Origin of the sequence: Mesorhizobium sp. C399B, assembly GCF_030323185.1 — a bacterium.
GTDB lineage: Bacteria > Pseudomonadota > Alphaproteobacteria > Rhizobiales > Rhizobiaceae > Mesorhizobium.
Genome location: NZ_CP100472.1, coordinates 3,991,052 through 4,017,314, shown reverse-complemented (window position 1 = coordinate 4,017,314; position 26,263 = coordinate 3,991,052). Strand labels below are relative to the sequence as shown.

General features: G+C 62.6%; 23 protein-coding genes and 1 tRNA gene. 16 read left to right on the top strand and 8 right to left on the bottom strand.

The genetic code is table 11. The features are described from left to right. The first annotated feature begins 30 nt into the window (after positions 1-30). Positions 31-336: a Dabb family protein gene (locus tag NLY36_RS19255; protein ID WP_023669515.1), complete on the top strand. Its 306-nt coding sequence runs from the start codon at positions 31-33 to the stop codon at positions 334-336. Between the two features lie 7 nt (positions 337-343). Here the strand turns inward: NLY36_RS19255 and NLY36_RS19250 are convergent, their stop codons facing one another. Both NLY36_RS19250 and NLY36_RS19245 read right to left on the bottom strand, forming a co-directional pair. Then, on the bottom strand, positions 344-1,207 hold the full coding sequence (locus tag NLY36_RS19250) for a prephenate dehydratase (RefSeq protein ID WP_023682034.1): 864 nt from the start codon (positions 1,205-1,207) through the stop codon (positions 344-346). Between the two features lie 23 nt (positions 1,208-1,230). Next, positions 1,231-1,956, bottom strand: coding sequence for a 3-deoxy-manno-octulosonate cytidylyltransferase (locus NLY36_RS19245; protein WP_023669513.1), 726 nt, complete (start codon positions 1,954-1,956; stop codon positions 1,231-1,233). A 193-nt stretch (positions 1,957-2,149) separates the two neighbouring features. Here NLY36_RS19245 and NLY36_RS19240 point away from each other — a divergent pair, with 193 nt between their 5' ends. From NLY36_RS19240 to NLY36_RS19210, 7 genes are all read left to right on the top strand, one after another. Further along, positions 2,150-2,815 (top strand): c-type cytochrome, encoded by a 666-nt coding sequence (locus NLY36_RS19240; RefSeq protein ID WP_023669512.1) that lies wholly within the window; start codon positions 2,150-2,152, stop codon positions 2,813-2,815. A gap of 151 nt (positions 2,816-2,966) precedes the next feature. Then, complete coding sequence (locus NLY36_RS19235) at positions 2,967-4,844, top strand: extracellular solute-binding protein (protein WP_023725788.1); 1,878 nt, start codon at positions 2,967-2,969, stop codon at positions 4,842-4,844. Then, entirely contained in the window at positions 4,844-6,712 is a 1,869-nt protein-coding gene (locus NLY36_RS19230; RefSeq protein ID WP_023712586.1) for an extracellular solute-binding protein, read from the top strand. The genes NLY36_RS19235 and NLY36_RS19230 overlap by 1 nt, the downstream gene beginning before the upstream one ends. A 174-nt stretch (positions 6,713-6,886) precedes the next feature. Continuing rightward, a complete protein-coding gene (locus NLY36_RS19225; protein WP_023712587.1) occupies positions 6,887-7,984 on the top strand; it encodes a microcin C ABC transporter permease YejB in 1,098 nt (365 codons plus the stop codon). Continuing rightward, positions 7,984-9,123 (top strand): ABC transporter permease, encoded by a 1,140-nt coding sequence (locus tag NLY36_RS19220; RefSeq protein ID WP_023682037.1) that lies wholly within the window; start codon positions 7,984-7,986, stop codon positions 9,121-9,123. Before NLY36_RS19225 ends, NLY36_RS19220 begins: the two co-directional genes overlap by 1 nt. After that, positions 9,120-10,751 (top strand): ABC transporter ATP-binding protein, encoded by a 1,632-nt coding sequence (locus NLY36_RS19215; RefSeq protein ID WP_023736157.1) that lies wholly within the window; start codon positions 9,120-9,122, stop codon positions 10,749-10,751. Before NLY36_RS19220 ends, NLY36_RS19215 begins: the two co-directional genes overlap by 4 nt. Positions 10,752-10,770: 19 nt before the next feature. After that, positions 10,771-11,712, top strand: a complete 942-nt coding sequence (locus NLY36_RS19210; RefSeq protein ID WP_023682039.1) for a 2-hydroxyacid dehydrogenase — start codon at positions 10,771-10,773, stop codon at positions 11,710-11,712. 12 nt (positions 11,713-11,724) lie between these two features. Here NLY36_RS19210 and NLY36_RS19205 read toward each other — a convergent pair whose 3' ends face one another. Continuing rightward, entirely contained in the window at positions 11,725-12,081 is a 357-nt protein-coding gene (locus tag NLY36_RS19205) for a hypothetical protein (protein WP_023708189.1), read from the bottom strand. A 104-nt stretch (positions 12,082-12,185) separates the two neighbouring features. After that, the gene (locus tag NLY36_RS19200) at positions 12,186-13,118 is read right to left on the bottom strand and encodes a class I SAM-dependent DNA methyltransferase (RefSeq protein ID WP_023708190.1); all 933 of its coding nucleotides are present in this window, start codon (positions 13,116-13,118) and stop codon (positions 12,186-12,188) included. Between the two features lie 105 nt (positions 13,119-13,223). Between NLY36_RS19200 and NLY36_RS19195 the strand changes: the two genes are divergently transcribed. Both NLY36_RS19195 and NLY36_RS19190 read left to right on the top strand, forming a co-directional pair. Further along, positions 13,224-14,234, top strand: a complete 1,011-nt coding sequence (locus NLY36_RS19195) for a ligase-associated DNA damage response exonuclease (protein ID WP_023736158.1) — start codon at positions 13,224-13,226, stop codon at positions 14,232-14,234. A gap of 244 nt (positions 14,235-14,478) precedes the next feature. Continuing rightward, positions 14,479-16,077: a cisplatin damage response ATP-dependent DNA ligase gene (locus NLY36_RS19190; RefSeq protein WP_023708192.1), complete on the top strand. Its 1,599-nt coding sequence runs from the start codon at positions 14,479-14,481 to the stop codon at positions 16,075-16,077. A 7-nt stretch (positions 16,078-16,084) separates the two neighbouring features. Here the strand turns inward: NLY36_RS19190 and NLY36_RS19185 are convergent, their stop codons facing one another. Beyond that, positions 16,085-17,326: a hypothetical protein gene (locus tag NLY36_RS19185; protein ID WP_023736159.1), complete on the bottom strand. Its 1,242-nt coding sequence runs from the start codon at positions 17,324-17,326 to the stop codon at positions 16,085-16,087. Positions 17,327-17,678: 352 nt separating this feature from the next. On the opposite strand from NLY36_RS19185, the gene NLY36_RS19180 reads away from it, so the two are divergent. From NLY36_RS19180 to NLY36_RS19155, 6 genes are all read left to right on the top strand, one after another. Further along, positions 17,679-17,754, top strand: a tRNA-Thr gene (locus NLY36_RS19180). 492 nt (positions 17,755-18,246) lie between these two features. Continuing rightward, entirely contained in the window at positions 18,247-18,435 is a 189-nt protein-coding gene (locus NLY36_RS19175; protein ID WP_023736160.1) for a hypothetical protein, read from the top strand. Beyond that, on the top strand, positions 18,435-19,616 hold the full coding sequence (locus NLY36_RS19170; RefSeq protein ID WP_023736161.1) for an acyltransferase family protein: 1,182 nt from the start codon (positions 18,435-18,437) through the stop codon (positions 19,614-19,616). The genes NLY36_RS19175 and NLY36_RS19170 overlap by 1 nt, the downstream gene beginning before the upstream one ends. Next, a complete protein-coding gene (locus NLY36_RS19165) occupies positions 19,613-20,725 on the top strand; it encodes a glycosyltransferase family 2 protein (RefSeq protein WP_023682047.1) in 1,113 nt (370 codons plus the stop codon). The genes NLY36_RS19170 and NLY36_RS19165 overlap by 4 nt, the downstream gene beginning before the upstream one ends. Continuing rightward, positions 20,722-21,768, top strand: coding sequence for a glycosyltransferase family 2 protein (locus tag NLY36_RS19160; protein ID WP_023699437.1), 1,047 nt, complete (start codon positions 20,722-20,724; stop codon positions 21,766-21,768). Before NLY36_RS19165 ends, NLY36_RS19160 begins: the two co-directional genes overlap by 4 nt. After that, the gene (locus tag NLY36_RS19155) at positions 21,768-23,564 is read left to right on the top strand and encodes an ABC transporter ATP-binding protein (protein ID WP_031249223.1); all 1,797 of its coding nucleotides are present in this window, start codon (positions 21,768-21,770) and stop codon (positions 23,562-23,564) included. Before NLY36_RS19160 ends, NLY36_RS19155 begins: the two co-directional genes overlap by 1 nt. A gap of 123 nt (positions 23,565-23,687) precedes the next feature. On the opposite strand, the gene NLY36_RS19150 is transcribed toward NLY36_RS19155, so the two are convergent. From NLY36_RS19150 to NLY36_RS19140, 3 genes are read right to left on the bottom strand one after another with little or no spacing between them, the layout of a single operon-like run. Next, the gene (locus NLY36_RS19150) at positions 23,688-24,518 is read right to left on the bottom strand and encodes a dipeptide ABC transporter ATP-binding protein (protein WP_023682050.1); all 831 of its coding nucleotides are present in this window, start codon (positions 24,516-24,518) and stop codon (positions 23,688-23,690) included. Further along, positions 24,518-25,363, bottom strand: a complete 846-nt coding sequence (locus NLY36_RS19145) for an ABC transporter ATP-binding protein (protein ID WP_023736163.1) — start codon at positions 25,361-25,363, stop codon at positions 24,518-24,520. Before NLY36_RS19145 ends, NLY36_RS19150 begins: the two co-directional genes overlap by 1 nt. Then, positions 25,363-26,247 carry an ABC transporter permease subunit gene (locus NLY36_RS19140; protein WP_050485757.1) on the bottom strand — a complete coding sequence of 295 codons (885 nt, stop codon included), beginning with the start codon at positions 26,245-26,247 and terminating at the stop codon, positions 25,363-25,365. The genes NLY36_RS19145 and NLY36_RS19140 overlap by 1 nt, the downstream gene beginning before the upstream one ends. Positions 26,248-26,263 lie beyond the last annotated feature (16 nt).

Genomic DNA, 26,263 nt, shown 5'->3' with positions numbered 1-26,263 from the left:
TTTCCTGGAATTGCTTAACGGGAGCAAAAAATGATCCGTCACACCGTGGTTTTCACCCTGAAGCACCCGCAGTACTCGCTGGAGGAAAAGCGGTTCCTCTCCGATGCCAAGCGCATTCTCAGCGCAATCAAGGGCGTCACCCATTTCGAGCCGCTGCGGCAAGTCAGCCCGAAGAACGACTATCACTTCGGCTTCTCGATGGAGTTCGTCGATCAGGCCGCCTACACCAGATATAACGAGCATCCCGACCACGTTGCCTTCGTGCGCGACCGCTGGATCCCGGAAGTCGAAACCTTCATGGAAATCGACTATGTGCCGCTGACCCTGCTGGTTTAGGGGAACCTTAGTCCGCGACCTTCCACTGCTCGCGCGACTCGCTGGCGGGATAGACACCCAGGATGCGCACTTCGCGCGAGAAGAAGCGCAGTTCGTCCAGCGCCAGCTTGACCAGTGGATCGTCGGGATGGCCCTCGATATCGGCGTAGAACAGCGTCGCGGTGAAGGCGCCCAACTGATAGCTCTCCAGCTTCGTCATGTTGACGCCGTTGGTGGCGAAACCGCCCATTGCCTTGTAGAGCGCAGCCGGCACGTTGCGGACACGGAACATGAAGGTCGTCATCATCTTGGTGTCGGCCGAGGGCCGTTCGGCCAATCGCTTGTCCTTGGTCAGCACGACAAAGCGGGTGACATTCGAATCCGTGTCCTCGACGTTCTTCTCGATGATGTCGAGGCCGTAGAGTTCTGCGGCTAGCGCCGGGGCGAGCGAGGCCATGGTGCGGTCCTTGAGCTCCGAGACCAGCTTCGCAGAGCCCGCCGTGTCGCCGGCGATCACCGGCTTCCAACCGTTCTTGCGGATGTATTTGCGGCACTGTCCCAGCGCATGGATATGGCTGTGCACGGTCTTGATCTCTTCGCGTTTGACGCCTGGCAGCACCATCAGCTGGAAGTGGATCGGCAGAAAATACTCGCCGACGATGTGGAGTTTCGATTCCGGCAAGAGATGATGAATGTCGGCGACGCGGCCGGCGATGGTGTTTTCGATCGGGATCATGGCGAGGTCGGCCTTGTTGGTCTCGACCGCGTTGAAGGCATCCTCGAAGGTGGGGCACGGCAACGGCTCCATCGAAGGGAACATGTTGCGGCTGGCGGTGTCGGAATTGGCGCCCGGTTCGCCTTGGAAGGCTATTCTGTTGGTCTTGTCAGGCATGCCGATATCTCAGGTTGAAGGTCTCAGGAAAGAATTTGTCGGGCGCGTTCGAGGTCTTCCGGCGTGTCGACGCCCAGCGGCAGCGATTGCACGATCTCGGCATCGATGCGCATACCGGCCTCCACCGCCCGCAACTGCTCCAGCCGCTCGCGCCGTTCGAGCGGCGAAGGTTTTAGCGCGACGAAGCGTTCGAGGGCTGAGCGCCGATAGGCGTAGAGGCCGACATGGTGATAGAGCGGCCCCTCGCCCCAGGGCGCGGTGGCGCGGGTGAAATAGAGCGCCTTCAGCCGCGTCGCCGACAACGGCGAACCGACGATCTTGACGACGTTGGGGTTGGCCTTTTCCTCGTCGCGGACGATCTCGACGCCGAGCGTGGCGATGTCGACCGCAGCGTCCTCGAACGGTTTCAGCGCCGCACCGATGATCTTGGGATCGATGGTCGGCAGGTCGCCCTGCACATTGACGATGGTTTCGACCTTGCGATCGGGGTCGAGGGCGGTCAGCGCCTCGAAGATACGGTCGGAACCGGATTCGTGGTCGGTGCGCGTCATCACCGCCTCGAAACCGTGCGCGCGCACCGCTTCGGCCACGTTGCGCGTGTCGGTTGCCACCACTACCCGGCCAAGCCCAGCCTCAGCGGCGCGGCGGGCGACATGGACGATCATCGGCGCGCCGGCTATGTCGGCCAGCGGCTTGCCCGGCAGGCGCGTCGAGGCCATGCGGGCCGGGATCAGGATGAGCGTGGACATCGAGGTTGCAAGGCGTTCGAAAGAGGATGGGGAAAGTGGCAAAAGGTCTCACTGGAAGCGCCCTTATAGGTGTTGCAACGCCCAAGCAAAAGACCTAGTTTCCGCCCGATTTGACCGGCTCGACGGGGTGGGTCACGATACCGACGGACGGAGTGGACGGAGAGGTCCGCCGGAAAAGGGAGCCCTGGGGCGTATGGATTCCAACGAAGTCAACAAACTGCTCGCCGGGTTGCTTGGAACCTGTTTCGTCGTCTTCTCGGTCGGTTTGGTGTCCGACGCCCTGTTTGCCTCGCCGGCGCCGGAAAAACCCGGCTTTGCCATCGAGGCGACGGAGCCTGCCGAAGGCGGCGCCGCCGGACCCGCAGCAGAGGCGAAGCCGATCGCCGACCTTTTGGCCACCGCCAATGTCGAGCAAGGTGCGGCCGTCTTTAAGAAATGCCAGGCCTGCCATTCCGGCGAAAAAGGCGGCCCCAACAAGGTCGGCCCGGATCTCTGGGACATCGTCGACCGCCCCGTCGCCGAGCATGAGGGCTTTGCCTATTCGGCCGGCATGAAGGAGTTTTCCAAGGGCGGCGCCGAGAAGTGGACCTATGACAATCTCAACCACTTCATCACCTCGCCGAAGAAATTCGTGAAGGGCACGGCGATGGGCTTTGCCGGCCTGCCGAAGGACGAGGACCGCGCCAACGTCATTGCCTATCTGCGCACGCTGTCGGATAGCCCGAAGCCGCTGCCGACGCCAGGTGCCGCCGCCGATGCAACGGCGCCGGCCAAGCCGGCCGAGGGTGCCGCTCCGGCCAAGCCGGCTGAAGGTGCAGCTCCAGCCCCTGCGACGCCGGCACCGGCGCCCGCCAAATAACCGAATTGTCATCTCCATGACCTCAAAAAAGCCGGGTTCAGCCCGGCTTTTTGTTAGGAAAATCGCATATGCGGCGACAAAGCCGCCGCATGGCGGTTTTCACCGGCGTCAAATCATTTAGGATTGCCGGGCATCGCGACGAGGAGAACGCATGACGGTTGGCCGAACGCTTCTGAGGTCCTTTCTGGTTGTGGGCGCCCTCGCAGGCGGCCTGCAGGCATCCTTCCCCCAGGAATGGCACACCACCTCTTCGCTGATCGGCCCCTCCAAATATGGCGAGAACTTCCAGCGCTACGATTATGTGAATCCGGATGCACCGAAGGGCGGTACCTACAATTCGGTCGTTTCCGGCACGTTCGACAGCTTCAATCCCTACGTCGTGCAGGGCTCGCCGGCGGCCGGCCTGCAGCCATTTGGCGGCGGCCTGCTCTACGACACGCTCATGGATCAAGCGACTGACGAAGGCAGCGTCAGCCACCCGCTCATCGCCGATGCCTACAAGTACCCTACCGACTATTCCTCGGCCACCTACCGGCTCGACCCACGGGCGAAATGGCATGACGGACAGCCGATCACCACTGACGACGTGATCTGGTCGTTCCAGGTGCTGAAGGCCAACAGCCCGATGTACAGCCGCTATTTCGAAAACGTCACCGACGCCGTCGCTGTCTCGGACCGTGAGGTCGAGTTCCACTTCGACCAGAAGGGCAATCGCGAACTGCCCAAGATCCTCGGCGACCTTGTCGTGCTGCCCAAGCATTGGTGGGAAGGCACCGACGACAATGGCAAGAAGCGCGACATCACCAAGGGGACGCTGGAGCCGCCGCTGGGCTCGGCTGCATACAAGATCGCCAGCTTCAAGGCGGGGTCGGAAATCGTCTGGCAGCGCGTCCCCGACTATTGGGGCGCCAAGCTGGCTGTGAAGATCGGCCGGGAGAATTTCGACACGCAGCACTTCACCTACATTCTTGACGACAACGCCTCCTGGGAGGCGTTCAAGAAAGGTGGCCTCGACGATATCAAGCCGGAAAACAGCTCGAAGCGCTGGGCGACATTTTATGATTTCGCGGCGATCAAGGCCGGCGATGTGATCAAGCAGGAGTTCAAGACCACCTCGCCCGAGCCGATGCAGGCTTTCATGCTCAACCAGAGACATAGGTTGTTTGCCGATCGTCTGGTCAGGGCCGCGCTCACCTACCCGTTCGATTTCGAATCGATGAACCGCACGCTGTTCTTCGGTTTCAACACTCGCACCCACAGCTATTTCCAGGGCACGGACCTAGCCTCCAGCGGCTTGCCGCAAGGCAAGGAATTGGAGATCCTGGAGAAGTACCGCGACAAGCTGCCGCCGGAAGTATTCACCCAGGAATTCAAGTTGCCGGTCTACGATTCGCCGCAGGCGGAGCGCAAATATCTGAAGCAGGCGGTCGACCTGTTCGCCCAGGCCGGCTGGGTGATCAAGGGCGGCAAGATGGTCAACGCCAAGACCGGCGAGCCATTCAAGTTTGAAATCCTAGGCTCGAATGAAACCGACCAGGTCATTTCCAGCCCCTGGATCGCCAATCTGCGCAAGATCGGCGTCGATGCGACACTGCGCATCGTCGACCCGAGCCAGTACACCAACCGCGTCAGAAATTTCGATTACGACGTCATCACAGGACAGCTCCAACAGTCGGAATCGCCCGGCAACGAGCAGCGCGATTTTTGGAGCTCCAAGTCCGCCGGCACACCGGCATCGCGCAATTATTCCGGCATCAAGAACCCGGTCGTTGACGCCCTTGTCGACCGCATCATTTTTGCCACGGATCGCGATGACCTCGTCGCCACCACCCATGCGCTCGATCGCGTGCTGCTGTGGAATTACTATGTGGTGCCGCAATACTATCGCGCCGTTGTGTGGCTGGCTTACTGGAACAAGTTCGGCATTCCGGAAAAGCAGCCCGGCTACCGTGGCGCCGATATCGATTCCTGGTGGATCGATGCGGACAAGGAAAAGGCCCTGGCCGCCAAGTACAAGGGCAGCAATTGATGGCGGGGCTCCCTCGCCGCGATTTCCTGGCCCTCAGTGGCGCCGCGGCTGTTGCTGCGCTGCTGCCGGGCAAGGCTTTCGCCGCCAGCCCAACCCGCGTGAAACTGCATGGACTGTCGGCTTTCGGCGACCTCAAATACAAGCCGGACTTCACTCATTTCGACTATGTCAATGTCGATGCGCCGCAAGGTGGCGTCTTCAACTTCCTGCCGCGCAACTGGCTTGCCAACCAGACGCCGCTGACCTTCAACACGCTGAATTCGTTCGTCCCCAAAGGCGATTCGCCCCAGCGCACGGAGATGTGCTTCGATTCACTGATGGTGAGAGCGTACGACGAACCTGACGCCGTTTACGGGCTGATCGCTGACGGCGTGACGATTTCCGACGACCGCAACGACTTCACCTTCTCGCTGCGCCCGCAGGCCCGCTTCCATGACAGCACGCCATTGACCGCAGAGGATGCCGCCTTCACCTTCAAGCTGCTCAAGGACAAGGGGCACCCGTACTATTCCCTGCCGCTAACGCATCTGGATGACGGGATTGCCGTGGATGCCCACACGCTGCAGCTTAGGTTTTCCGGCAAGCAGACAAGCCGCACCATCCTCAACGTCGTCGAGTTCCCGGTCCTGTCGAAGGCGTTCTACACGACCAACCCGTTCGATTCCTCGCAGATGAACCCGCCGTTGGGGTCAGCCGCCTACAAGGTCGGTCGCTGGTCGGCAGGGGCCTGGATCGAATATGAGCGTGTGGCTGATTATTGGGGCAACGACCTGCCGGTCAATCGCGGCCAGAACAATTTTCAGCGGATTCGCGTTGAGTTCTATCAGGACCGTAGCGTTGCCTTCGAAGCGTTCAAGAAGGGAGAAATCCTCTACAGGGAGGAATTCACCTCGCGCGTCTGGGCGACCGGCTACGACTTCCCAGCCTTCACTGCCGGCAAGGTGGTGAAGCACGAATTCCCGGCCGAAACGGTGCCTTCGATGCAGGGCACCGCCGTCAACCAGCGGCGCGAGCAGTTTCGCGACTCGCGCGTGCGGCAGGCGATCGGGCTGTGCTTCGACTTCGAATGGACGCGGCGCAATTTCTTCTACGGTTCCTATGAGCGCTCGCAATCCTGCTTCGAGAAATCCGAATTTCGCGCCGAGGGCAGACCGTCGCCACAAGAATTGGCTCTTCTTGAGCCGCTGCGTGAGCAGATTCCCGCCGAGGCTTTTGGCGAAGCCGTGATCCAGGACGCGTCGAACGGCTCCGGCCGCGACCGGCAGTTGCTTGGCAAGGCGGCCAAGCTTCTGGCCGAGGCCGGCTGGAAACGGTCCGGCAATTTCGTCGTGAACGACAAGGGTGGTCGGTTGTCCGCAGAGTTTCTTGTCGACGACGAAGTCTTCGAACAGGTCTACTCGCCCTGGGTCGAAAACATGAAGGCGGTCGGCATCGATGCCTCGATCCGGCTGGTGGATGCCGCGCAATATCAGCTGCGGCAGAATTCGTTCGACTACGACCTCGTCTCGGTCGCGGCCTCGTTTCCGGCGACGCCAACCCGTGATGACCTCGAAACCATTTTCCATTCGCGAGCAGCTACCGTATCGGGCTCTCGCAATCTGCCGGGAACGTCGAGCCCGGCCATCGACGCCCTGGTTGACGCCGCAGGTGCCGCCGAGGGTCGCGAAAGCCTGACAATTGCCATGCGCGCGCTCGACCGGGTCTTGCGTGCACGGAGGGATTGGATTCCAAGTTGGTTCCTGGCGAATCATCGAAGCGCCTATTGGGACATGTTCGGTTTTCCCGAGCGGAAACCCGATTTCGACTTCCCGGTCGAAGCGCTGTGGTGGGTCGACAAGGGCAAGGCGGCAAAAATTGGCAAAGGGTAGGCTGTTGCGCGGCACTTTACCCTCCCCCTCGTGGGGAGGGTCGGTGAGCACTTCGTGCGCAGCGCGAATGGCGAACCGGGGTGGGGGTGTGACGGCGTACGCCGGATCGAGACTACCCCCACCCCGCTCCGCTTCGCGGATCGACCCTCCCCACAAGGGGGAGGGTGAAAGCTGATGGGCGCCTACATACTGCGCCGTATCCTGCTGATGATACCGACCCTGTTCGGCATCATGGCTGTTGCTTTCGTCGTCACTCAATTCGCACCGGGTGGACCGGTCGAGCAGGTCATCGCCAGCCTGACCAACCAGGGCGGCAGCGATCGCCTCGGCAGCGGCGGCGGCGATGCAGGAGGCGGCGGCAATTTCGATGTGGCCGGCGATGTCGGTTCGAAGTACCGCGGCGCGCAAGGGCTCGATCCTGAATTCATCAAGAAGCTGGAAAAGCAGTTCGGCTTCGACAAACCACCGCTCGAACGCTTCGGCATGATGCTGTGGAACTATGTCCGCTTCGATTTCGGCGACAGCTATTTCCGTGACATCTCGGTGCTCGATCTGATCCTGGAAAAGATGCCGGTGTCGATCTCGCTTGGGCTGTGGATCACGCTGTTGTCCTATCTGATCTCGATTCCCCTTGGCATCCGCAAGGCGGTCAAGGACGGCTCCGCCTTCGACGTCTGGACCAGCGGCGTGATCATCGTCGGCTATGCCATACCGGCCTTCCTGTTCGGCATATTGCTGATGGTGCTGTTCGCGGGCGGCTCCTTCTGGGACTGGTTCCCACTGCGCGGCATCGTCTCCGACAATTGGGACCAATTGTCGTGGCCTGACAAGATCGTCGATTATTTCTGGCACATGACCTTGCCGCTGACGGCGCTGGTGCTGTCGGCCTTCGCGACGACGACGCTGCTGACCAAGAACTCCTTCCTGGAAGAGATACGCAAACAGTATGTGGTGACGGCCCGTGCCAAGGGCCTGTCGGAGCGGCGGGTGCTTTACGGACATGTGTTCCGCAACGCAATGCTGATCGTCATTGCCGGCTTTCCAGCGGCCTTCATCTCGGCCTTTTTCACCGGCTCGCTTTTGATCGAGAACATCTTTTCCCTCGACGGTCTCGGGCTGCTCGGTTTCAGGTCCGTGTTGGCGCGCGACTATCCGGTCGTGTTCGCCAACCTCTATATATTTTCGCTACTTGGCCTGTTCGTGACGCTGTTGTCCGACCTGATCTACACATGGGTCGATCCGCGCATCGATTTCGAGCGGAGAGACGTCTGATGACGCAGGCTGCAGCCGAGATCACACCGACAAGGATCGCCCGCCCCTGGCTGTCGCCGCTCAACAAGCGGCGCTGGCAGAACTTCAAGGCCAACAGGCGCGGCTACTGGTCGTTGTGGATATTCCTCGCTCTGTTCGTGCTGTCGCTGTTTGCCGAACTGATCGCCAACGACAGACCGATCGTCGCCTACTACAAAGGCGAGATCCTGTTCCCGGTGGCGGTCGCCTACCCCGAGGAAAAATTCGGCGGCTTCTACGCCGTCACCGACTATCGCGACCCGGTCATCCGCGACGAGATCAACGCCAATGGCTGGATGATCTGGCCGCCAATCCGCTATTCCTACCGCACCGTCAACAATGCGATCCCCGACGCCGCTCCCGCAAAACCGTCATGGGAATACGACGCGCAGAGGCGATGCAGCCAATATCCGCAAGGCGCTGCCGATCCTGACTGCATTGTCGGCAACTGGAACTGGCTGGGTACCGACGACCAGGCGCGCGACGTGCTGGCGCGCATCATCTACGGGTTCAGGATTTCCGTGCTGTTCGGGTTGATCCTGACCGCGGGTTCGTCGGTTATCGGCGTCGCCGCCGGCGCGCTGCAAGGGTATTTCGGCGGCTGGACCGACCTTCTCTTTCAACGCTTCATAGAAATCTGGTCGGCGATACCGCTGCTGTATCTGCTGCTGATCGTCGCTGCCATCCTGCCGCCGGGCTTCTTCATCCTGCTCGGGCTGATGCTGCTCTTCTCCTGGACGTCGCTTGTCAGCGTGGTGCGCGCCGAATTCCTGCGCGCGCGCAACTTCGAATATGTCAACGCGGCCCGCGCGCTTGGCGTGTCCAACCGCACCATCATGCTGCGCCATCTTCTGCCCAATGCCATGGTGGCGACGCTGACCTTCATGCCTTTTCTGGTCAGCGCCTCGATCTCGACACTGACCTCGCTCGACTATCTCGGCTTCGGCCTGCCGCCCGGCACCGCGTCGCTCGGCGAACTGCTAAAACAGGCGCAGAGTAACCTCAATGCCCCCTGGCTCGGTATATCGGGCTTCATCGTCATCTCGCTGATGCTGTCGCTGTTGGTGTTCATCGGTGAAGCAACGCGCGATGCTTTCGACCCGCGCAAGGCGTTCCGATGAGCAGCGAACTCCTGCTCTCCGTCCGCGATCTCAGCGTTGCCTTCACCCAAGGCGGCAACGAGTCGACCGCCGTCGACCACATCTCCTTCGATCTCGCCAAGGGCGAGACGGTGGCGCTTGTGGGCGAATCCGGTTCCGGCAAATCGGTCTCGGCGCTGTCGGTGCTGAAGCTTCTGCCCTACCCGACGGCCAGCCATCCCTCGGGCAAGATCCTGTTCCAGGGCGCCGACCTTTTGGCGATGAACGAAAAGCAGTTGCGCAGCGTGCGCGGCAACAAGATCACCATGATCTTCCAGGAGCCGATGACCTCGCTCAATCCGCTGCACACGATCGAGCAGCAGATCGTCGAGATCCTGGCGCTGCATCAGGGCATGGGCGACCGCCAGGCCAAGGCGCGCACGCTGGCGCTGCTCAACGAGGTCGGCATTCGCGAACCGGAAAAGCGGCTCGACGCCTATCCGCACCAGCTGTCCGGCGGCCAACGCCAGCGCGTCATGATCGCCATGGCGCTGGCCAACGAGCCTGAACTGCTGATCGCCGACGAGCCGACGACGGCGCTCGACGTCACTGTCCAGGCGCAGATCCTCGAATTGCTGGCGGGGCTGAAGAGCCGCAAGGGCATGTCAATGCTGTTCATCACCCATGATCTCGGCATTGTCAGAAAGATCGCCGACCGCGTCTGCGTGATGACCAAAGGCAAGATCGTCGAGACCGGGCCGACCAGGGACATCTTCGCCAACCCGCAGCACGCTTATACCAAGCACCTGCTCGCCGCCGAGCCGAAGGGCAAGCCGCCGGCCACCAACGACGCCGCCAAACCGGTTATGACCGGCAAGGACATCAAGGTTTGGTTCCCGATCAAAAAGGGTTTCTTTCGCACCACCGTCGACAATGTGAAGGCTGTTGACGGAATCGACGTCACCGTACGCGCCGGCCAGACGCTAGGCGTCGTCGGCGAATCCGGCTCCGGCAAGACGACGCTCGGGCTGGCGCTGGCGCGGATGATCTCATCGACCGGCACCATCCAGTTCAATGGCAGCGACATCAACCAGCTTTCCTTCAACGCCATGCGGCCGCTGCGCCGCGAGTTGCAGATCGTTTTCCAGGACCCATTCGGCTCGCTCAGCCCGCGCATGTCGGTCTCGGAGATCATCGAGGAAGGCTTGAAGATCCACGAGCCGAAGCTGTCGCCCGACCAACGCGACGACAAGGTCGTCGCCGTGCTGAAGGAGGTCGGGCTCGATCCGGCGACCAGGAACCGCTATCCGCATGAATTCTCCGGCGGCCAGCGCCAGCGCGTCGCCATTGCGCGCGCCATGGTGCTCAATCCACGCTTCGTCATGCTGGACGAACCGACCTCGGCGCTCGACATGAGCGTGCAGGCGCAAGTGGTCGACCTCTTACGCAATCTGCAGGCCAGGCACGACCTTGCCTATCTGTTCATCAGCCACGATCTGAAAGTCATTCGCGCCCTTGCCAATGACGTCATCGTCATGCGCAATGGCAAGATCGTCGAAGCCGGCCCTTCCGAACAGATTTTCGAGCGGCCGCAGACCGACTATACGAAGGCGCTGATCTCGGCCGCGTTCAAGATCGAGACGGCGCCGGTCGGTATCGTCAGCGAATAACAGGGAATACAATCCGCAAATGGAAAAAGGCAAAATCCTGCTTGCCGTCACCGGCTTTCATCCGCAGCGCTGGCGCGAGCTGCTGTCGGCCGAGCGCGAAGTGGTGCTGGAGCCGGACGGCGCTTCGGATCCGTCGATCACCTATGCGGTGGTGTGGAAGCAGAAGCCGAACCTCTTGAAATCGCTGCCCAATCTACGCGCAATCTTCTCGATCGGCGCCGGCGTCGACCATATCTTCGCCGATCCCGGCCTGCCCGATGTGCCGATCGTCAAAGTGGTAGCCGACAACCTCACCCAATACATGACCGAATATGTCGTCTGGCGGGTGCTCGACCATCATCGCCAGGGCATGCTCTATCGTGCCCAGCAGCCGAAGAAGACCTGGCACGAACCGCCGCAGCGGCCGGCCGGCGACATCTCGGTCGGCATTATGGGGCTCGGCAATCTCGGCCGCGCCGCGGCGTCGGTGCTGTTGTCGCTCGGCTTTGCCGTCAATGGCTGGTCGCGCAGCGACAAGGCCATGAAAGGCGTTGCGACCTATGCCGGAGAGGCCGGGCTGATCCCCTTCCTCAACGCCACCGACATACTGGTGGTGCTGCTGCCGCTGACGCCGGATACGCACGGCATCATCAATTACGGCGTGCTGAAGGAATTGCGCAAGCGCAACGGCCTCGGCGGCTCGGTGCTGATCAATGCCGGGCGCGGCCGGCTGCAGAAGGACGCCGACATATTGCGCGCGCTGGGCGACGGCACGCTGAAGGAGGCGAGCCTCGACGTGTTCGAGGTCGAGCCGCTGCCGAAGACCAGTCCGCTATGGAGTCACCCGAAAGTGTTCGTGACGCCGCACGCGGCGGCGACCTCCGACCCTGTCCACCTGGCGCCGAGCATGTTGCGGCAGATGGATGCCTTCGAGCGCGGCGAAAAGCTTGATAACGTGGTCGACCGCAAGGCGGGGTACTGAGGAAGTTCAGGTTCAGCTCGGCAGACTGAACTTCTTCTGCTTATTGGGCTTGCCGCAGTCGCGGCGGACGATCGAGCGGTTCATGGCGTCGATCTTGCCACTAGCCAGATCAGTATCGCGCTTGCTTTTGGAGCGCATATCCGGGGTAAACGGGCCGAAGCCCATCGCCGGATTGGAGAAGCTCGGCTTGGCGGCCGTCGACAGATGGTATTGCTGCGCCAGTTCGTTGCGCTGCGCCAGCAACTGGTCGCAAGGCACATTGTCATACTGCAGCGACGATTGTACGTCCTGGTCCTGCCGCTCCGACATCGAACTGCTGCAGCCGGTCATCGCCAGGCAAGACACCAAGACCATCATGTTCCAGCGCATGTGTTCCTCCTCAATGCCTGCCGAGGGCTTTTCTAGGCTTGTATCCTACCTGATGCCGCGCCAGCCGCAAAAATCCTATTCACGTTTTCGAACAAGACGAGACATCAACCCTTGGACGAGGGCACCGCCAGCGCGGCAAGCCCGTCGACCGGCTGGCGGCGATCCCAGCGGATGACGGTCGGCTGCATCGACAGCACCGACAGGCCGTTTGCGGCAAGCACCCGCTCGACATAGGCTTGAGAATGGGCGTAGCGACGAGACGGCTGCAGCGCGAAACCGGCGTCGCCGCCCGCCCCGCCCTTGGCTGGCGTTTCGACGGAAAAGGCAAACAGGCCATTGGTGGCCAGAATGCCGGCGACGGTCTTCACCACGCGATCGAGCGCGCCGACATAGATGAACACGTCGGCCGCCGCCACCAGATCGGCTTTCGGCCCGGCATAGGCAAAATGCTGCAGATCGGCCTTGGCGAGCAGGTCGTAGACGCCCTTGGCGCGGGCCTTTTTCAGCATGGCGGCGGAGATATCGTAGCCCTCCAGCCGTTCGGCGACCGGCCGCAGTTTCTCGCCCATCAGACCGGTGCCGCAACCGAGATCGAGCGCCAGCGAAAAGCGGCCCGGTCTTGCCGCGCGAATGGCGCGATCGAGAAACTCCGGCAGCCGGTAGCCGAGCTTGTCGACCAGCGAGTCCTCGAAAGTCTCGGCATAGTGGTCGAACAGCGTCTCGACGAAGGCGCTGGGTGGCGCTGCGGCAGCCGGCGCCTTGCCGATCAGCTGCAGCTTCAGCGCAGCACCCAGGCGATCCGCCGGGTCCAGTTTCAGCACCGTCGCCCAGGCCTGCGTCGCCAGGTCGAGCAGCCCCGTTGCCTCCTGCATCTCGCCCAGGCGGAACCAGCCCGCCGCCCATTGCGGCGCCAGTTCCAGCGCGCCGAGCAGCAGTTCCGCCGCTGCCGCGTGCTCGCCCGAGCCGAAAAGCATCTCGGCATAGTCGGCGCGACGGTCGGCGGTCAGGTCGCCGGACGAGATTTTCAGCGGTTGCATGGCGATGGCCCCGCCGGCTGATGCGGCCGGTGGCTGGCTGTAGGCCGAGTCAGCAGTCTCTTGCAACAGGCTTCCCGCGCTGGAATTAGCCACTATCTTGACTGGATGCGCGCCAGCGACCTGCTCCATCCCCGGCCTGAAGGCCTTTATTGCCCATTCGGCGATTTCTTCATCGACCCGGTGCGGCCAGTCAACCGGGCGTTGATCACGCATGGCCATTCCGACCATGCCCGATCCGGCCATCGTTCGGTGCTGGCGACGCAGCAGACGCTCGACATTATGGGGTTGCGTTATGGCGAGGATTTTGCCGGGACAACGCAAGCGGCCGTGCTTGGCGAAGCGATGGCGCTGAGCGATGTCAGCGTCACCTTCCATCCGGCCGGCCATGTGCTGGGCTCGGCGCAGATCGCGGTCGAGCACAAGGGCAGGCGCATCGTCGCCTCCGGCGACTACAAGCGCCAGAAGGACGCGACCTGCGCACCGTTCGAACCGGTCCAATGCGACGTCTTCATCACCGAGGCGACCTTCGGCCTGCCGGTGTTTCACCATCCGCCCGACACGGAGGAGATCGCCCGGCTGCTCAAATCGGCGGCGCAGTTTCCCGAGCGATCGCATCTGGTCGGCGCCTATGCGCTGGGCAAGGCACAGCGGGTGATGCGGCTGCTGCGCGATGCCGGTTATGACAGGCCGATCTATATCCACGGCGCGCTGGCCAAGCTCAGCGAATATTACCAGAGCCAGGGCATCGACCTCGGCACGCTGGAGCCGGCAACCGTCGACAGCGGCGGCAAGCAGGATTTCACTGGGGCCATCATTGTCGGCCCTCCATCGGCCTTCGCCGACCGCTGGGCGCGGCGCTTTCCCGACCCGATCTCATGCTTCGCCTCGGGCTGGATGCGCATCCGCCAGCGCGCCAAGCAAGGCGGCGTCGAACTGCCGCTGATCATTTCCGACCATGCCGACTGGGATGAACTGACCGCTACCGTCAAGGAGACGGGCGCCGGCGAAATCTGGGTGACGCACGGCCGCGAGGAAGCGCTGGTGCGCTGGTGCGAGCTGGAAGGCATCGCCGCCAGGCCACTGCACCTTGTGGGCTATGAGGACGAGGGCGATTGATGGTGATTTTTGATCCAGAAATCGCCGGCGCGGCGATCCTTCCCACCCCCCTCTGGCCTGCCGGCCATCTCCCCCGCAAGGGGGGAGATCAGATGTCACCTCCGCTTTCGCCAATCGCCAACCTCGCAAGATGGGCGGCAAGATCAAGGCTGCCAATCTCCCCCCTTGCGGGGGAGATGTCCAGCAGGACAGAGGGGGGTGTGCCAGAGCGCAAACCTCTGCCGTCAACGCGGTCCTTGCATCCATGAACCGCTTTGCCGAACTCCTCGACCGTCTGGTGCTGACGCCGTCGCGCAATGGCAAGCTGACACTGCTCGTCGATTATTTCCGCAGCGTCGAGGACCCCGACCGCGGGCTGGCGCTGGCGGCTATCACTGGCGACCTCAACATTGCGGCGGTCAAGCCGGCGATGCTGCGCACGCTGGTCACCGAGCGCATGGATCCGGTGCTGTTCGGCTATTCCTACGACTATGTCGGCGACCTTGCCGAAACCGTCTCGCTGGTTTGGCCGCAAACGCCGGGACATATCCCCAACCGGGAGCCGACGCTTGGCGATGTCGTGGCGACGCTGCAGGCGGCGAGCCGCTCCGACGGACCCAAGGTGCTGGCCGGGCTGCTCGACAGCGCCGGCATTTCGGCGCGCTTTGCCATCATTAAGCTGGTCACCGGCGGCTTGCGCATCGGCGTTTCGGCGCGGCTGGCCAAACAGGCGCTGGCCGATTTCGGCAAGGTCGATGTCGCCGAGATCGAGGAGCTGTGGCACGGGCTGACGCCGCCCTATATCTCGCTGTTCGCGTGGCTGGAAGGCAAGGCCGAGAAGCCGAAGCGGACCGCACTTGCCCTGTTCAGTCCGGTGATGCTGTCGAACCCGGTCGGCGACGGCGACCTCGAAAAGCTCGATCCGGCCGCCTATGCCGCGGAATGGAAATGGGACGGCATCCGCGTTCAGGCGGTGTGCGAGGGCGGCGTGCGCCGGCTCTATTCGCGCACCGGCGACGATGTGTCCGGCGCATTCCCCGATCTCGCCCAGGCGATGAATTTTTCCGCCGCGCTCGACGGCGAATTGCTGGTCGGCGAGCCCGCGGCGACCGGCACGTTTTCGGACCTGCAACAGCGGCTCAATCGCAAGAGCGTGGCCCCGAAGATACAGCAGCAATACCCGGCCTTCATGCGCTGCTACGATGCGCTGCAGATCAACGGCGAAGATTTGCGCGCGCTACCTTTCCGCGAGCGGCGGGCCCGTCTTGAGGCCTTCATCACAACGCTGGACCCGCACCGTTTCGATCTGTCGCCATTCGTCGAATTCCGGGATTGGCAAACGCTGGAGGAACTGCGCCGCGCGCCGCCGCACCCGATTATCGAAGGCGTGATGCTGAAGCGCTGGGATTCGCCCTATCTCGCGGGACGGCCGAAAGGGCCGTGGTTCAAGTGGAAGCGCGATCCGCACACGGTCGATGCTGTACTGATGTATGCGCAGCGCGGCCATGGCAAGCGGTCGAGCTTTTATTCCGACTATACGTTCGGCGTCTGGTCGGGGCCGGAAGGCGCGGAGGAATTGGTGCCGGTCGGCAAGGCCTATTTCGGCTTCACCGACGAGGAGCTGAAGCAGATCGACAAATTTGTCCGCGACAACACGGTCGAGCGTTTCGGCCCGGTGCGCTCGGTGCGCGCCGACCGCAGCCAAGGCCTGGTGCTGGAGGTGGCGTTCGAAGGTCTCAACCGTTCGACTCGCCACAAATCCGGCGTTGCGATGCGATTTCCCCGCATCTCACGGCTGCGCTGGGACAAGCCGACCGCCGAAGCCGACCGCATCGAGACGCTGCAGGCGCTGCTGGATCGCTAGGCAGCGCTCACGGTTCGATCGAGACGCGGATCTCGTAGATGTCGACCGCCTTGCCCTGCTTGTCGAAGTCGGAGTTGATGGCGATGCTCCCGGCGGCGCCCGGGGGCTTGTCGGGGAATTTCACGTCGAACAGATATTCGTTACGCTGCTGGCCGACCGCATAGCGCTTGCGGCCGCAATCGCCGAGATCGCCGAAATTGCAGTCGACGGAGATCTGCGTGTCCTTGCCGTCCTCGGCGCGGGCGACGATGTCGAACACGGCATGTTTGCCGGCAAGCTTCTCCAGCACGCCCTGCCCGACATCGAAGCTGATGGCCGAGCCGGAAGCACCGGAGCGGATGCGCAGGAAGGAGCCGGTGTCGTCCTGCACGACATCGGCCTTGGCGTCGGACGGGGTCGCCACATGCGTTGGATCGGTGGGTGTAAACACGTTGATCCAGTCGCGCGTCTGTTCGGCGACACCAGGCTGCTGCGGCGCGCCAGGCTGCTGCGGCTCAGTTGTACCGGCAGGCGGCGTGAAGTCGTCATCGTCGACGGTCGGCGGCGCTTCGGGCGGCGCCGTGTCGAGCTGCGCCGGCGTCTTGAACACCCCGGTCTGCACGGCGAAATAGAGGCCGATGCCGGCGGCGGCGAGCAACGTCACGCCAAAGAAGATCGCCGTCAGCGGCAGGCGGCGGCCCCTTATCCGCCTTTCATCGCGATCAGGCGCCACTTCCGCCGCGGCCTCGGCCGGCGCGGAATCGGCCATATCGATCGCCGGGGCGCCGGGCAGCGTGGCGTCAGGCATGATGTCGGGGACGACCGGCAGCACGCGCGAACGCGGCGCGTCGGATGCCTCGGGCTGAACCGGTTCATCAACGACGATCGCCGGCGACGGTCCGGCCGCGACACCTGTCGGGGCATCGACCGCGGGCGCTTCGGCGGCGCCCTGTACGGCGTCTTGCGGCTGCGCAACGCGTTGCGGCAGCGCGGTATCTTGTGTCTGCGCAGCGCTCTGCGTCGGCGCGGCGCTCTGCGTGGGCGCGGCGACATCGGGGACCGCGGGCAGGAATTCGGATTCGATCTCGGCGATCTTTTCCTGGACCGCCTTGCGGCGCTTGATGGCGGCTTCCACCGTCACGCCGGGATTGGCCTGGAGCACGCGGTCGAGCGCCGCGAAAGCCGACCGATAGACCCTCTCGCGAAATGCCCGGTCCTCGGCGTTGCCTTTCTCGAAGGCGTTGCGGATCGCTTTTTCGATCGCGTCCAAGCGAATTTCCCCTGTCCGTTCGCTTACATTGCCATGATCGTTAGCCGCAGGAGACCAATCAATCAACGGGCGAGCGCCCGCATTCTGCCTTACAGGCCTGTTCAAGGCCCATTTCGATGCGTTTTGGCAATAAAATCAGTCGGTTTTGCCGCCTTGCCGGGCAGTTTGTGCGCAGTCCACCGCGACGTCTCCGCGTAGCCGAAATAGCAAATGAGGCGGTGGCTCATTGCGCGCCAATGGAAAATGCCGGGACGAATTGCCGGATGCCGGCTCGAAATCGCGGTTGCCCATCTTGAATTAGCGGCCGGTTGAGTCTATCACCCAGCCGATCCTGGAACCTCGCGCTTCCCGGGCCGCTTTAGCTCAGTTGGTAGAGCACATCATTCGTAATGATGGGGTCAGGTGTTCGAGTCACCTAAGCGGCACCAGTTCTCCATCCGACGCAAGCGTGACGGCAGGTGCAAGGCTAATGCACGTCACTCCCTACGCCAACACCGGCACTTCCTGTCTGCCTCGTCGACATGCGCCATATGGCCGCCGCCACAGGATTGCGTCGTCAGACGCTTGACCATCGACTATGCTGCATCGCGCAAGATCGACAACCTAGAGAACCCGACACTACAAGCATAATTTATAAGATACAAAACCACTACCTTAGAATAATCTTCGTCAATTTTGACCTATATCAGACACTCCGGATTATAGTTGTGTAATTAAACCGTGTCTTTTCTGACATGGTACCACTTCTCGTACAGCATTGCGGACGTGAAAAACCCTCAGCGACGCAACGCACTCGCAAATCATACCCATTTTTAGCACTAACTCACACAAATATTACAGCTCGATAGATATTTTGTGTTGCACTGCACCATTACCCGGTTGCACCATTTCTTGGGGGATTTGGTACTGGGAAGTGCGCCGTGGAGGATTCCGCCAAGTTGATCAGCTTGAATTTTTCGCTGGCCAGCACCGATTTCGAGGCTGCCCCGCGCAAAAGGCGCGGGTTTGTTGTTTTCGGCGCACTCTCGACGCTGGCAGGCCTCGACCTGAGGCCCGGAATGCAGGGCCGCTGGCTTCATCGGAGATTTCAGACCGGCGGAAATGGCTGATGGCGGTCGCGCGTGACAATCAGTTGGACGCTCTGCGCGCCATCGCTGTCACGATGGTTCTCTATTCCCATTTCCTTGCACCCAACGGCTCCTCCTTTTGGGGCCACATCGGGGTGCGGCTTTTTTTTGTGCTGAGCGGCTTCCTGATCACACGACTGCTGCTCGAAGCGCGCGCCGCGGCCGAATTCAAAGCCGGCCCTGCATTGAGTTCCTTCTACATCAGGCGCGCGCTGCGCATATTCCCGCCCTATTTCGCCGTGCTTGGGTTCGTCTGGCTGACCGATCTGGAGCAGTCCAGTGGCTCGCTCGTCTGGCATGCGCTTTACCTGTCGAATTTTTGGTACGCGCTGCGCAACGAATGGACGCCCTGGCTACTCTGCCATTTCTGGAGCCTGAGCATCGAGGAGCAGTTCTATATCGCCTGGCCGCTGGTCGTGCTTCTCGCACCCCGCCGGCGGGTGGAAGCGATCACTATCGGCGTCATCCTGTTGTCGCTGGCCTATCGCTTCTACTGGCCGATCACCGCCACCCCGGCGCTAGCGCGCGACCTGCTGCCGCCAGCATCGATGGACGCGCTGGCGTTTGGTGCTTTGCTTGCCTGCCGGCGGACCAGAGGCGCCGGCCTGCCGCAATGGATGCGGCTAGGCTGGCCAGCCCTTGCGGCTGTCTTCCTGGCGATTGAGTGGCTTATCCCTGCGCCGGCCGATCCTATGCTGGAATGGGCCCGCTGGGCGTTGCTGCAGATCCTGCCCCTAGTGCCGCTGGTGGCCGTTGTGGCCGTCTGTTCAGCCGGCCTTGGCGGCGTCCTCGGCAGGGTTTTCGAACTGCCACCGCTGCTGTCACTGGGCCGCATCAGCTACGGCGTCTATCTTTACCATCCGATCCTTCTGTCGCTCGCCGTCAAGTCACAGCCCTGGATCCCGCTCAATGTCTCGGAGCAGGGGCCAGGGCGTTTCCTGGTCGCGAGCGCCGCCACGATCGCCGTCGCTTCGATCTCGTGGACGGCTTTCGAAAAGCCGCTCAACGGCCTCAAGCGCCGCTTCCCCTATGTAGCGCGCCGCCGCTCCCAGGCACGCTCTGGCGATGCCGGCTGGCTCGGCAGGGCGGCGGACGCCTATCCCGGCGGATCCCCCGATGGCCGCGCCGCACTCGAACTCCGGCGAACGGATGCACAGAGATGACCACCGCGCCGCTCGTCTCCGTCCTGCTGCCGGTCTACAATGCCGGGCCTTATCTCACCGCTGCGCTGGAGAGCATTCTGCGGCAAGACTACGATCGCCTGGAGGTCATCGCTATCGATGACGGATCGACTGACAACTCGCTCGAGATTCTCGAACGATACCGCCGGGCAGACAATCGCGTTTCTGTCATCTCGCGTGAGAACCGCGGCCTCGTCGCCACCCTCAATGAAGGGCTACGACTGGCCCAGGGCGAGCTTGTTGCGCGAATGGATGCGGACGATGTCGCCTATCCCCGGCGCCTCTCGCGCCAGGTCGCACTGTTCGAGCGGCGGCCCGATCTCGGCTTCTGCGGCGCCTGCGTCGATACCTTGCTTCACGGCCGTATCGCCAAAGGCAGGCTAGACCCGGTGTTCCGGCTCGGCCGGCTCGACATATTGTCGATGTTCTTTACGATATTCTTACATCCGACGGTGATCTATAACAGGAAGGTTATTGGGAACAACGATCTCTATTACGATCCAAAGTATAGGCATGCCGAGGATTTCGATCTCTTCAGACGGCTTGCCGGCCGTTTCCCGGCGACCATATTGCCCGATAGCCTGCTCGTCTATCGCATCCATGCGGGAAGCGTGACCATGCGGCATGCCAAGGAAATGCGCAGGACGCATTTGCGGATCGTGGCCGAAAATCTCGAGCGTGAGGGGCTTGCGGAAACCACAGCGGATCTGCGCGACATCGGCGAGGCCGTCTCTTTCGACACGGTTTCGCGCGCAGCCGATTTCATCCGTGCGCTCGAAGAGCGGATTTCCGAGCTGCCGACCGACACACGGCCAAGCTTCGAGGCAGGCGCGCTGAACCTGTTCTATTTCCTCTACCAACTCGTCGGCGACGAAGGAGAACCGCCGCTGACCCACGAATTGCTCACGCGGACGGCGAGATGGAATTTCATCCGGCGCCGCGAACAATATGCGCTGCGTCCCGGCGTCTGGGCGCCTTGGCTCAGCCTGCTCTCGATAAGGGCCGGAAAGCGGGCGGACGCGGTGGCCTACTTCTTCAAAACCACGCCGGCCGAAGCGGTGCTTGCGCGTTATCAGCGGGGACTGGTATGACCGACAGGCCCCACCCGCTCCTGCGCGATCACCAGTTTGCGAGTGCGCCTGTCCCGACATCTCCCCGATCGGAGCGGCCGTCGCTCGAGGTCAGTTTCATCGTCTGCACGCGCGACCGCGCCGCTGTGCTGGAGGCTTGCATAGCCTCGATCCAGGCGGCATGCCGGGTGCACGCCACCTTCGCGGCAGAGTTGGTGGTGGTCGATAATGGTTCACGGGACGGCACGTCAAAGCGGCTGGCCGCTATCGCCGAAACTTCCGACATCCCAGTCACAGCCGTCTCGGAGACTCGCCCCGGACTAGCCGCTGCCCGCAATGCCGGATTGGCGCGAGCGCGAGGCCGCGTGCTGGTCTTCGTCGACGACGACTGCAAGCTCGACCGCGACTATCTCCGCGACCTGGAGCGGCACTACCGGAGTGGCGAGAAGTGGCTGATCCGCGGCGGCCGGGTCGAGCTCGGTGATGCCCGGGACCTGCCCTTCACCATAAAGCTCTACGAGGCAAGCGAGCGGCTGACCCCGGCGGTCCACCCCGGCGGCTTCGTGCTCGGCTGCAACATGACCATGCACCGCGACGTCGCGGCCCGCATCGGGTCGTTCGACGAACGCTTCGGCGCTGGCGGCCCGCTACGCTCGGCTGAAGATACTGATTATCTCGTGCGGGCGATGCTGCTCGGCATGCCGGTCGAGTATGTGCCCGACATGACGGTCTTGCATCATCACGGCCGGCGAGACCGCAAATCGATCGACAGGCTGCACCGCGACTATAGCCTCGGTAATGGTGCGCTGTGCCTGAAACATGTCCGCCACGCCCCTTGGCTGCTTCGCCATGTCTATTGGTCCGCGCGGGCCGCGTTCAGGGAACTGGCGGGCCGTCCTCGCTTTGACCGCGACCTCGATCTGTCGCACTGGCCTATTGTCGTTATGAATCTGGCAGGTGCCGCCAGATTTGCGCTGCTCGTCATGATGGGATGGCCAAAACGGCTGCCGCTGCGCCACGACCGACAAGCCAGCGAAGCCAACGCGGAGGCCAGAGCGCGATAATGTCACTGATTCCGTCAGCCCTGCCAATGCTGCGCCGCGCGCTTGGTGGCAGGCTGTTGCGGCTCGTTCCCGTCGTGGTGGGGCTCGGGCTTGCAGGCGCCGCGCTGGAAGGCCTCGGCATCGGTCTCATCATTCCGCTGCTTGGCATCATTATGGGACGTGGCGAAACATCAGGCATGGCCGGTTTCTCAGCCCTCCTCCAGCAGGTTGGAGCGGACCTCGGCGAGCGCCAGCGGCTGATCACCATTTCGGCCGCGATCCTCGGTTCGATCGTACTGAAAAATGTCTTTGCCTTCGCCAACACGCTGCTGACCAGCTACATCTACGGCAAGGCAGGTTATTCGATCCGTAGCGCACTGTCGGAGCAGTTGCTCAGGGTCGGCTACCCCTTTTTCCTGCAGCAAAGCCCCGGGCGGCTACTCAACATCATCTCCAACGAATCGTGGCGAGCATCCGACGCTATCCAGGCCCTGCTCGGCGCGATCGTCAGTGCCTCGGCCGCCGTCATCCTGCTCGCCTTCCTCCTGCTCCTCTCTTGGCAGATGACGCTGCTGGTGACGCTAGGGCTGGCGCTCGTCCAGCTGGCGCACGGGGTTTTGTCGTCCAATCTGAAGGCGCCGAGCCGCAGCGTCGTCTCGCGCAACAGCGCACTGGCGTCGCAGATGCTGCATCTGGTGCATGCCGGGCGCCTAATTCGCATCTTCGGGCAGGAGAACCGCGAAAAGGCAGTCTTCGCCAAAGCGTCCGACGGGGTGCGGCGGGCGGCTTTCGTGCTTTCAATCCGCCAGGGCGTCTTACCGCCACTGACCGAGGTGTTGCACGCGATGCTGTTCCTGGCGGTGGTGATCGGAGCCTGGCTGGCGAATGTAAGCTTCCCGCTGACCGTCGCCTTCCTCATCCTGCTCTACCGACTGCAGCCGCATATGCGCGCCTTGCAGATGTCCTGGAGTCAGTTGCAAGGCATGAGCGGCTCGCTGGAGGAGGTACAATGGCTGCTCGATCCTTCCGACAAGCCCGAGGCGCCGCAGGGCAGCCTGCCGTTCGACGGCTTGCGCCAAGGGATCAGCTTCGATGATGTGAGCTTCGCCTATTCCGGTCCCCTGTCAGACCCCGACGCGCGCGAGGCGGTGCTGCATAAGGCGGTGTTCGACATCCGCAGCGGCCGCTCGACGGCGCTGATCGGCCGCTCGGGCGCCGGCAAGACGACGATCGTCAATCTCCTGTGCCGCTTCGTCAAACCCGACAGCGGCAGGATCCTCGTCGATGGGGCACCGCTCGATGAACTCGACCCAAGCCAGTGGCGGCGGAACATTGCCCTGGCCAGTCAGGAGCTGGAACTGGTCGATGGCACCATTTTTGAAAACATTATCTACGGCTACGACACGGCGTCGGCCAGCGACGCCATGCGCGCCGCAAGGCTGGCCGAGGCACATCAATTCATCGAGCACCTGCCGCAGGGTTACGCGACGCTGGTCGGATACCGGGGCATCAACCTGTCAGCCGGACAAAGGCAAAGGATCGCCCTGGCGCGGGCGCTGGTGCGCGATCCCGATATTCTCATCCTCGACGAAGCCACCAGTGCGGTGGATGGGTTGTCAGAAGCCGCTATTGTCGAGACGCTGAAGTCGCGGGCCGGCCGCCGCACCACCATTGTCATCAGTCATCATTACAGCACCATATCGTTCTGCGACGACGTGGTGATCTTGAGCCGCGGTCGGGTGAAAAAACAGGCCCCCTTCGCAACCCTGGCAATGCTCAGCATGGACGAGCTTTACCAGCACGGAGCGGGTGAGTGATGGGGCGCACCCCAACCTGCGACGCGGCTTGCGCCCGGCAGCTCGCAGATCGCGATCAATCCTGCCGGCAAACCACCGCCGCGACGCATTTCCGATTGTTCAAAAACAATTCTCGGTGAGAGGTCAGGCGGCCTTCTTCTTCGCCAACCGCGCCTTGATCGAGGCGACGTCGGCGCGCGGCGTCGCGGCGAACAGCGTCCTGGTGTAGTTGTGCTTGGGGTCGGCGAAGACCTCCTCGCGCGAGCCGTATTCGACGGCTTCGCCGAAATACATCACCATCACATCGTCGGCGATGTAGCGCACGACCGACAGATCGTGGCTGATGAAGACATAGGTCAGCTGGAATTCGTCCTGCAGGTCGGCGAGCAGGTTGAGCACCTGCGCCTGCACCGAAAGATCGAGCGCGGAGACCGGTTCGTCAAGCACCAGCAGGCTCGGGTTCAGCATCAGCGCGCGGGCAATGGCGATGCGCTGGCGCTGGCCGCCCGAGAACATGTGAGGATAGCGATTGTAGTGCTCGGTTCCGAGGCCGACTTTCTTCAGCATCCTCATGGCGAGGTCGCGCCGCTCTTCGGCCGGCTTGTCGGTGTTGATGAGCAGCGGCTCGCCCAGCACATCTCCGATCTTCTGGCGCGGATTGAGCGATCCGTAAGGGTTCTGGAAGACGATCTGCACCTTGCGGCGCATCTCCCTGGTCAGGCCGTTCCTTGCGATGTCGACCTTGTTGCCGTCGATGAACAGCTCGCCCGACGTTGCCGGATCGATCAGCGTGATGATGCGCGCCAGCGTTGACTTGCCGCAGCCCGATTCACCGACGATGGCCAGCGTCTTGCCCTTGTCGACGCTGAACGAGACGCCCTTGACCGCATGCACGGTGCGCGCGCCGCGAAACAGGCCGCCGCCGACGTGATAGTCGCGCACGATGTCCTTGCCTTCGACGACCTTGATGCTCATCAGAAGCCCCCGGCAGCCGGTTCGAACAGCATGTCCGAGACGGTCGGCAGCCGGTCGCCGATGGCATTTTCCGGCAGCGCCGACAACAGCGCGCGGGTGTAATTGCTCTTCGGCGATTCAAACAGCGACAGCACGTCGGCCTCTTCCATCTTGCGGCCCTTGTACTGGACGATGACGCGGTCGGCCGTCTCGGCGACCACGCCCATATTGTGGGTGATCATGATCAGGCCCATGCCGTATTTGACCTGCAGCGACACGAGCAGGTCGAGGATCTGCTTCTGGATGGTGACGTCGAGCGCGGTGGTCGGCTCGTCGGCGATCAGAAGCTTCGGATTGCAGGCGATGGCGATGGCGATCATCACGCGCTGGCACTGGCCGCCCGACATCTGGTGCGGAAACGAGTTCAGCCGTTCGGCCGGCTCGGCAATGCCGACCTGCGTCAGCAATTCGATGGCGCGCTCGCGACGCTGGGCCTTGTCCATGCCCATATGGAAGCGCAGCACCTCCTCGATCTGAAAGCCGACGGTGAAGCACGGATTGAGACTGGCCATCGGCTCCTGGAAGATCATCGACATGTCCTTGCCGACGATCTTGCGCCGGTCGGCCGGGCTCATCTTCAGGAGATCGCGGCCGTTGAAGCTCATCTCGTCGGCAGTGACCGTCGCCGTCCACGGCAACAGCCCCATCACAGCCAACATCGACACCGACTTGCCGGAGCCGGATTCGCCGACGATGGCCAGCACTTCACGTTCGTTCACATGGAGCGAGACGCCATCGACCGCGCGGAACGGGCCGGATGCGGTCTGGAACTCGACGACGAGATTGCGGATGTCGAGCAGCGCCATTACGACCTCCTCAGCTTCGGATCGAGCGCATCGCGCAGACCGTCGCCGATCAGGTTGATGGCAAGCACGGTGATGAGGATGGCCAGACCGGGGAAGGTCACCACCCACCAGGCGCGCAGGATGAATTCACGCGCCGAGGCGAGCATGGTTCCCCATTCCGGCGTCGGCGGCTGGGCGCCAAGGCCGAGAAAGCCGAGAGCGGCCGCCTCCAGGATGGCGTTGGAGAAGGACAGCGTGCCCTGCACGATCAGCGGCGCCAGGCAGTTGGGCAGGATGGTGCGCAGCATAAGCCTTATATGGCCGGCGCCGGCGACCTTGGCGGCGACCACATATTCGCGGCTCTTTTCGGCCATGACGGCAGCGCGCACCAGACGGGCAAAGTGGGGTTGCAGGACAAGCGCGATGGCCAGCATGGCGTTGAACAGGCCGGGGCCGAGGATGGTGACCAGAACCAGCGCCAAGAGCAGCGACGGGAAGGACAGGATCAGATCCATGACCCGCATGATCGCCACGTCGACCCAGCCCCGGAAATAGCCGGCCAAAAGGCCGAGCGTGATGCCGCCGACAAGCGCCAGCGTGACCACGACGGCGCCGATGAGCAGCGAGAAACGCGCGCCATAGAGCAGGCGCGAGAGCATGTCGCGGCCGACCGCGTCGGTGCCAAGCAGATATTCCATGCTGCCGCCTGCCTGCCAGGCCGGCGGACGCAAGAAAGCGGTCTTGTCCTGGATGTCGGGCGCATAGGGCGCGAGCAGCGGTGCAAAGAGCGCGGCCAGCACCAAAAGGATGAAGACGAACAGGCCGATGACGGCGCCGCGGTTTACCGAGAAATAGTGCCAGAAAGTCCTGAAGCCGGTCAGTCGGTCAGGGTTGCCGGCGGCCATCGGGGCGATTTCGGTC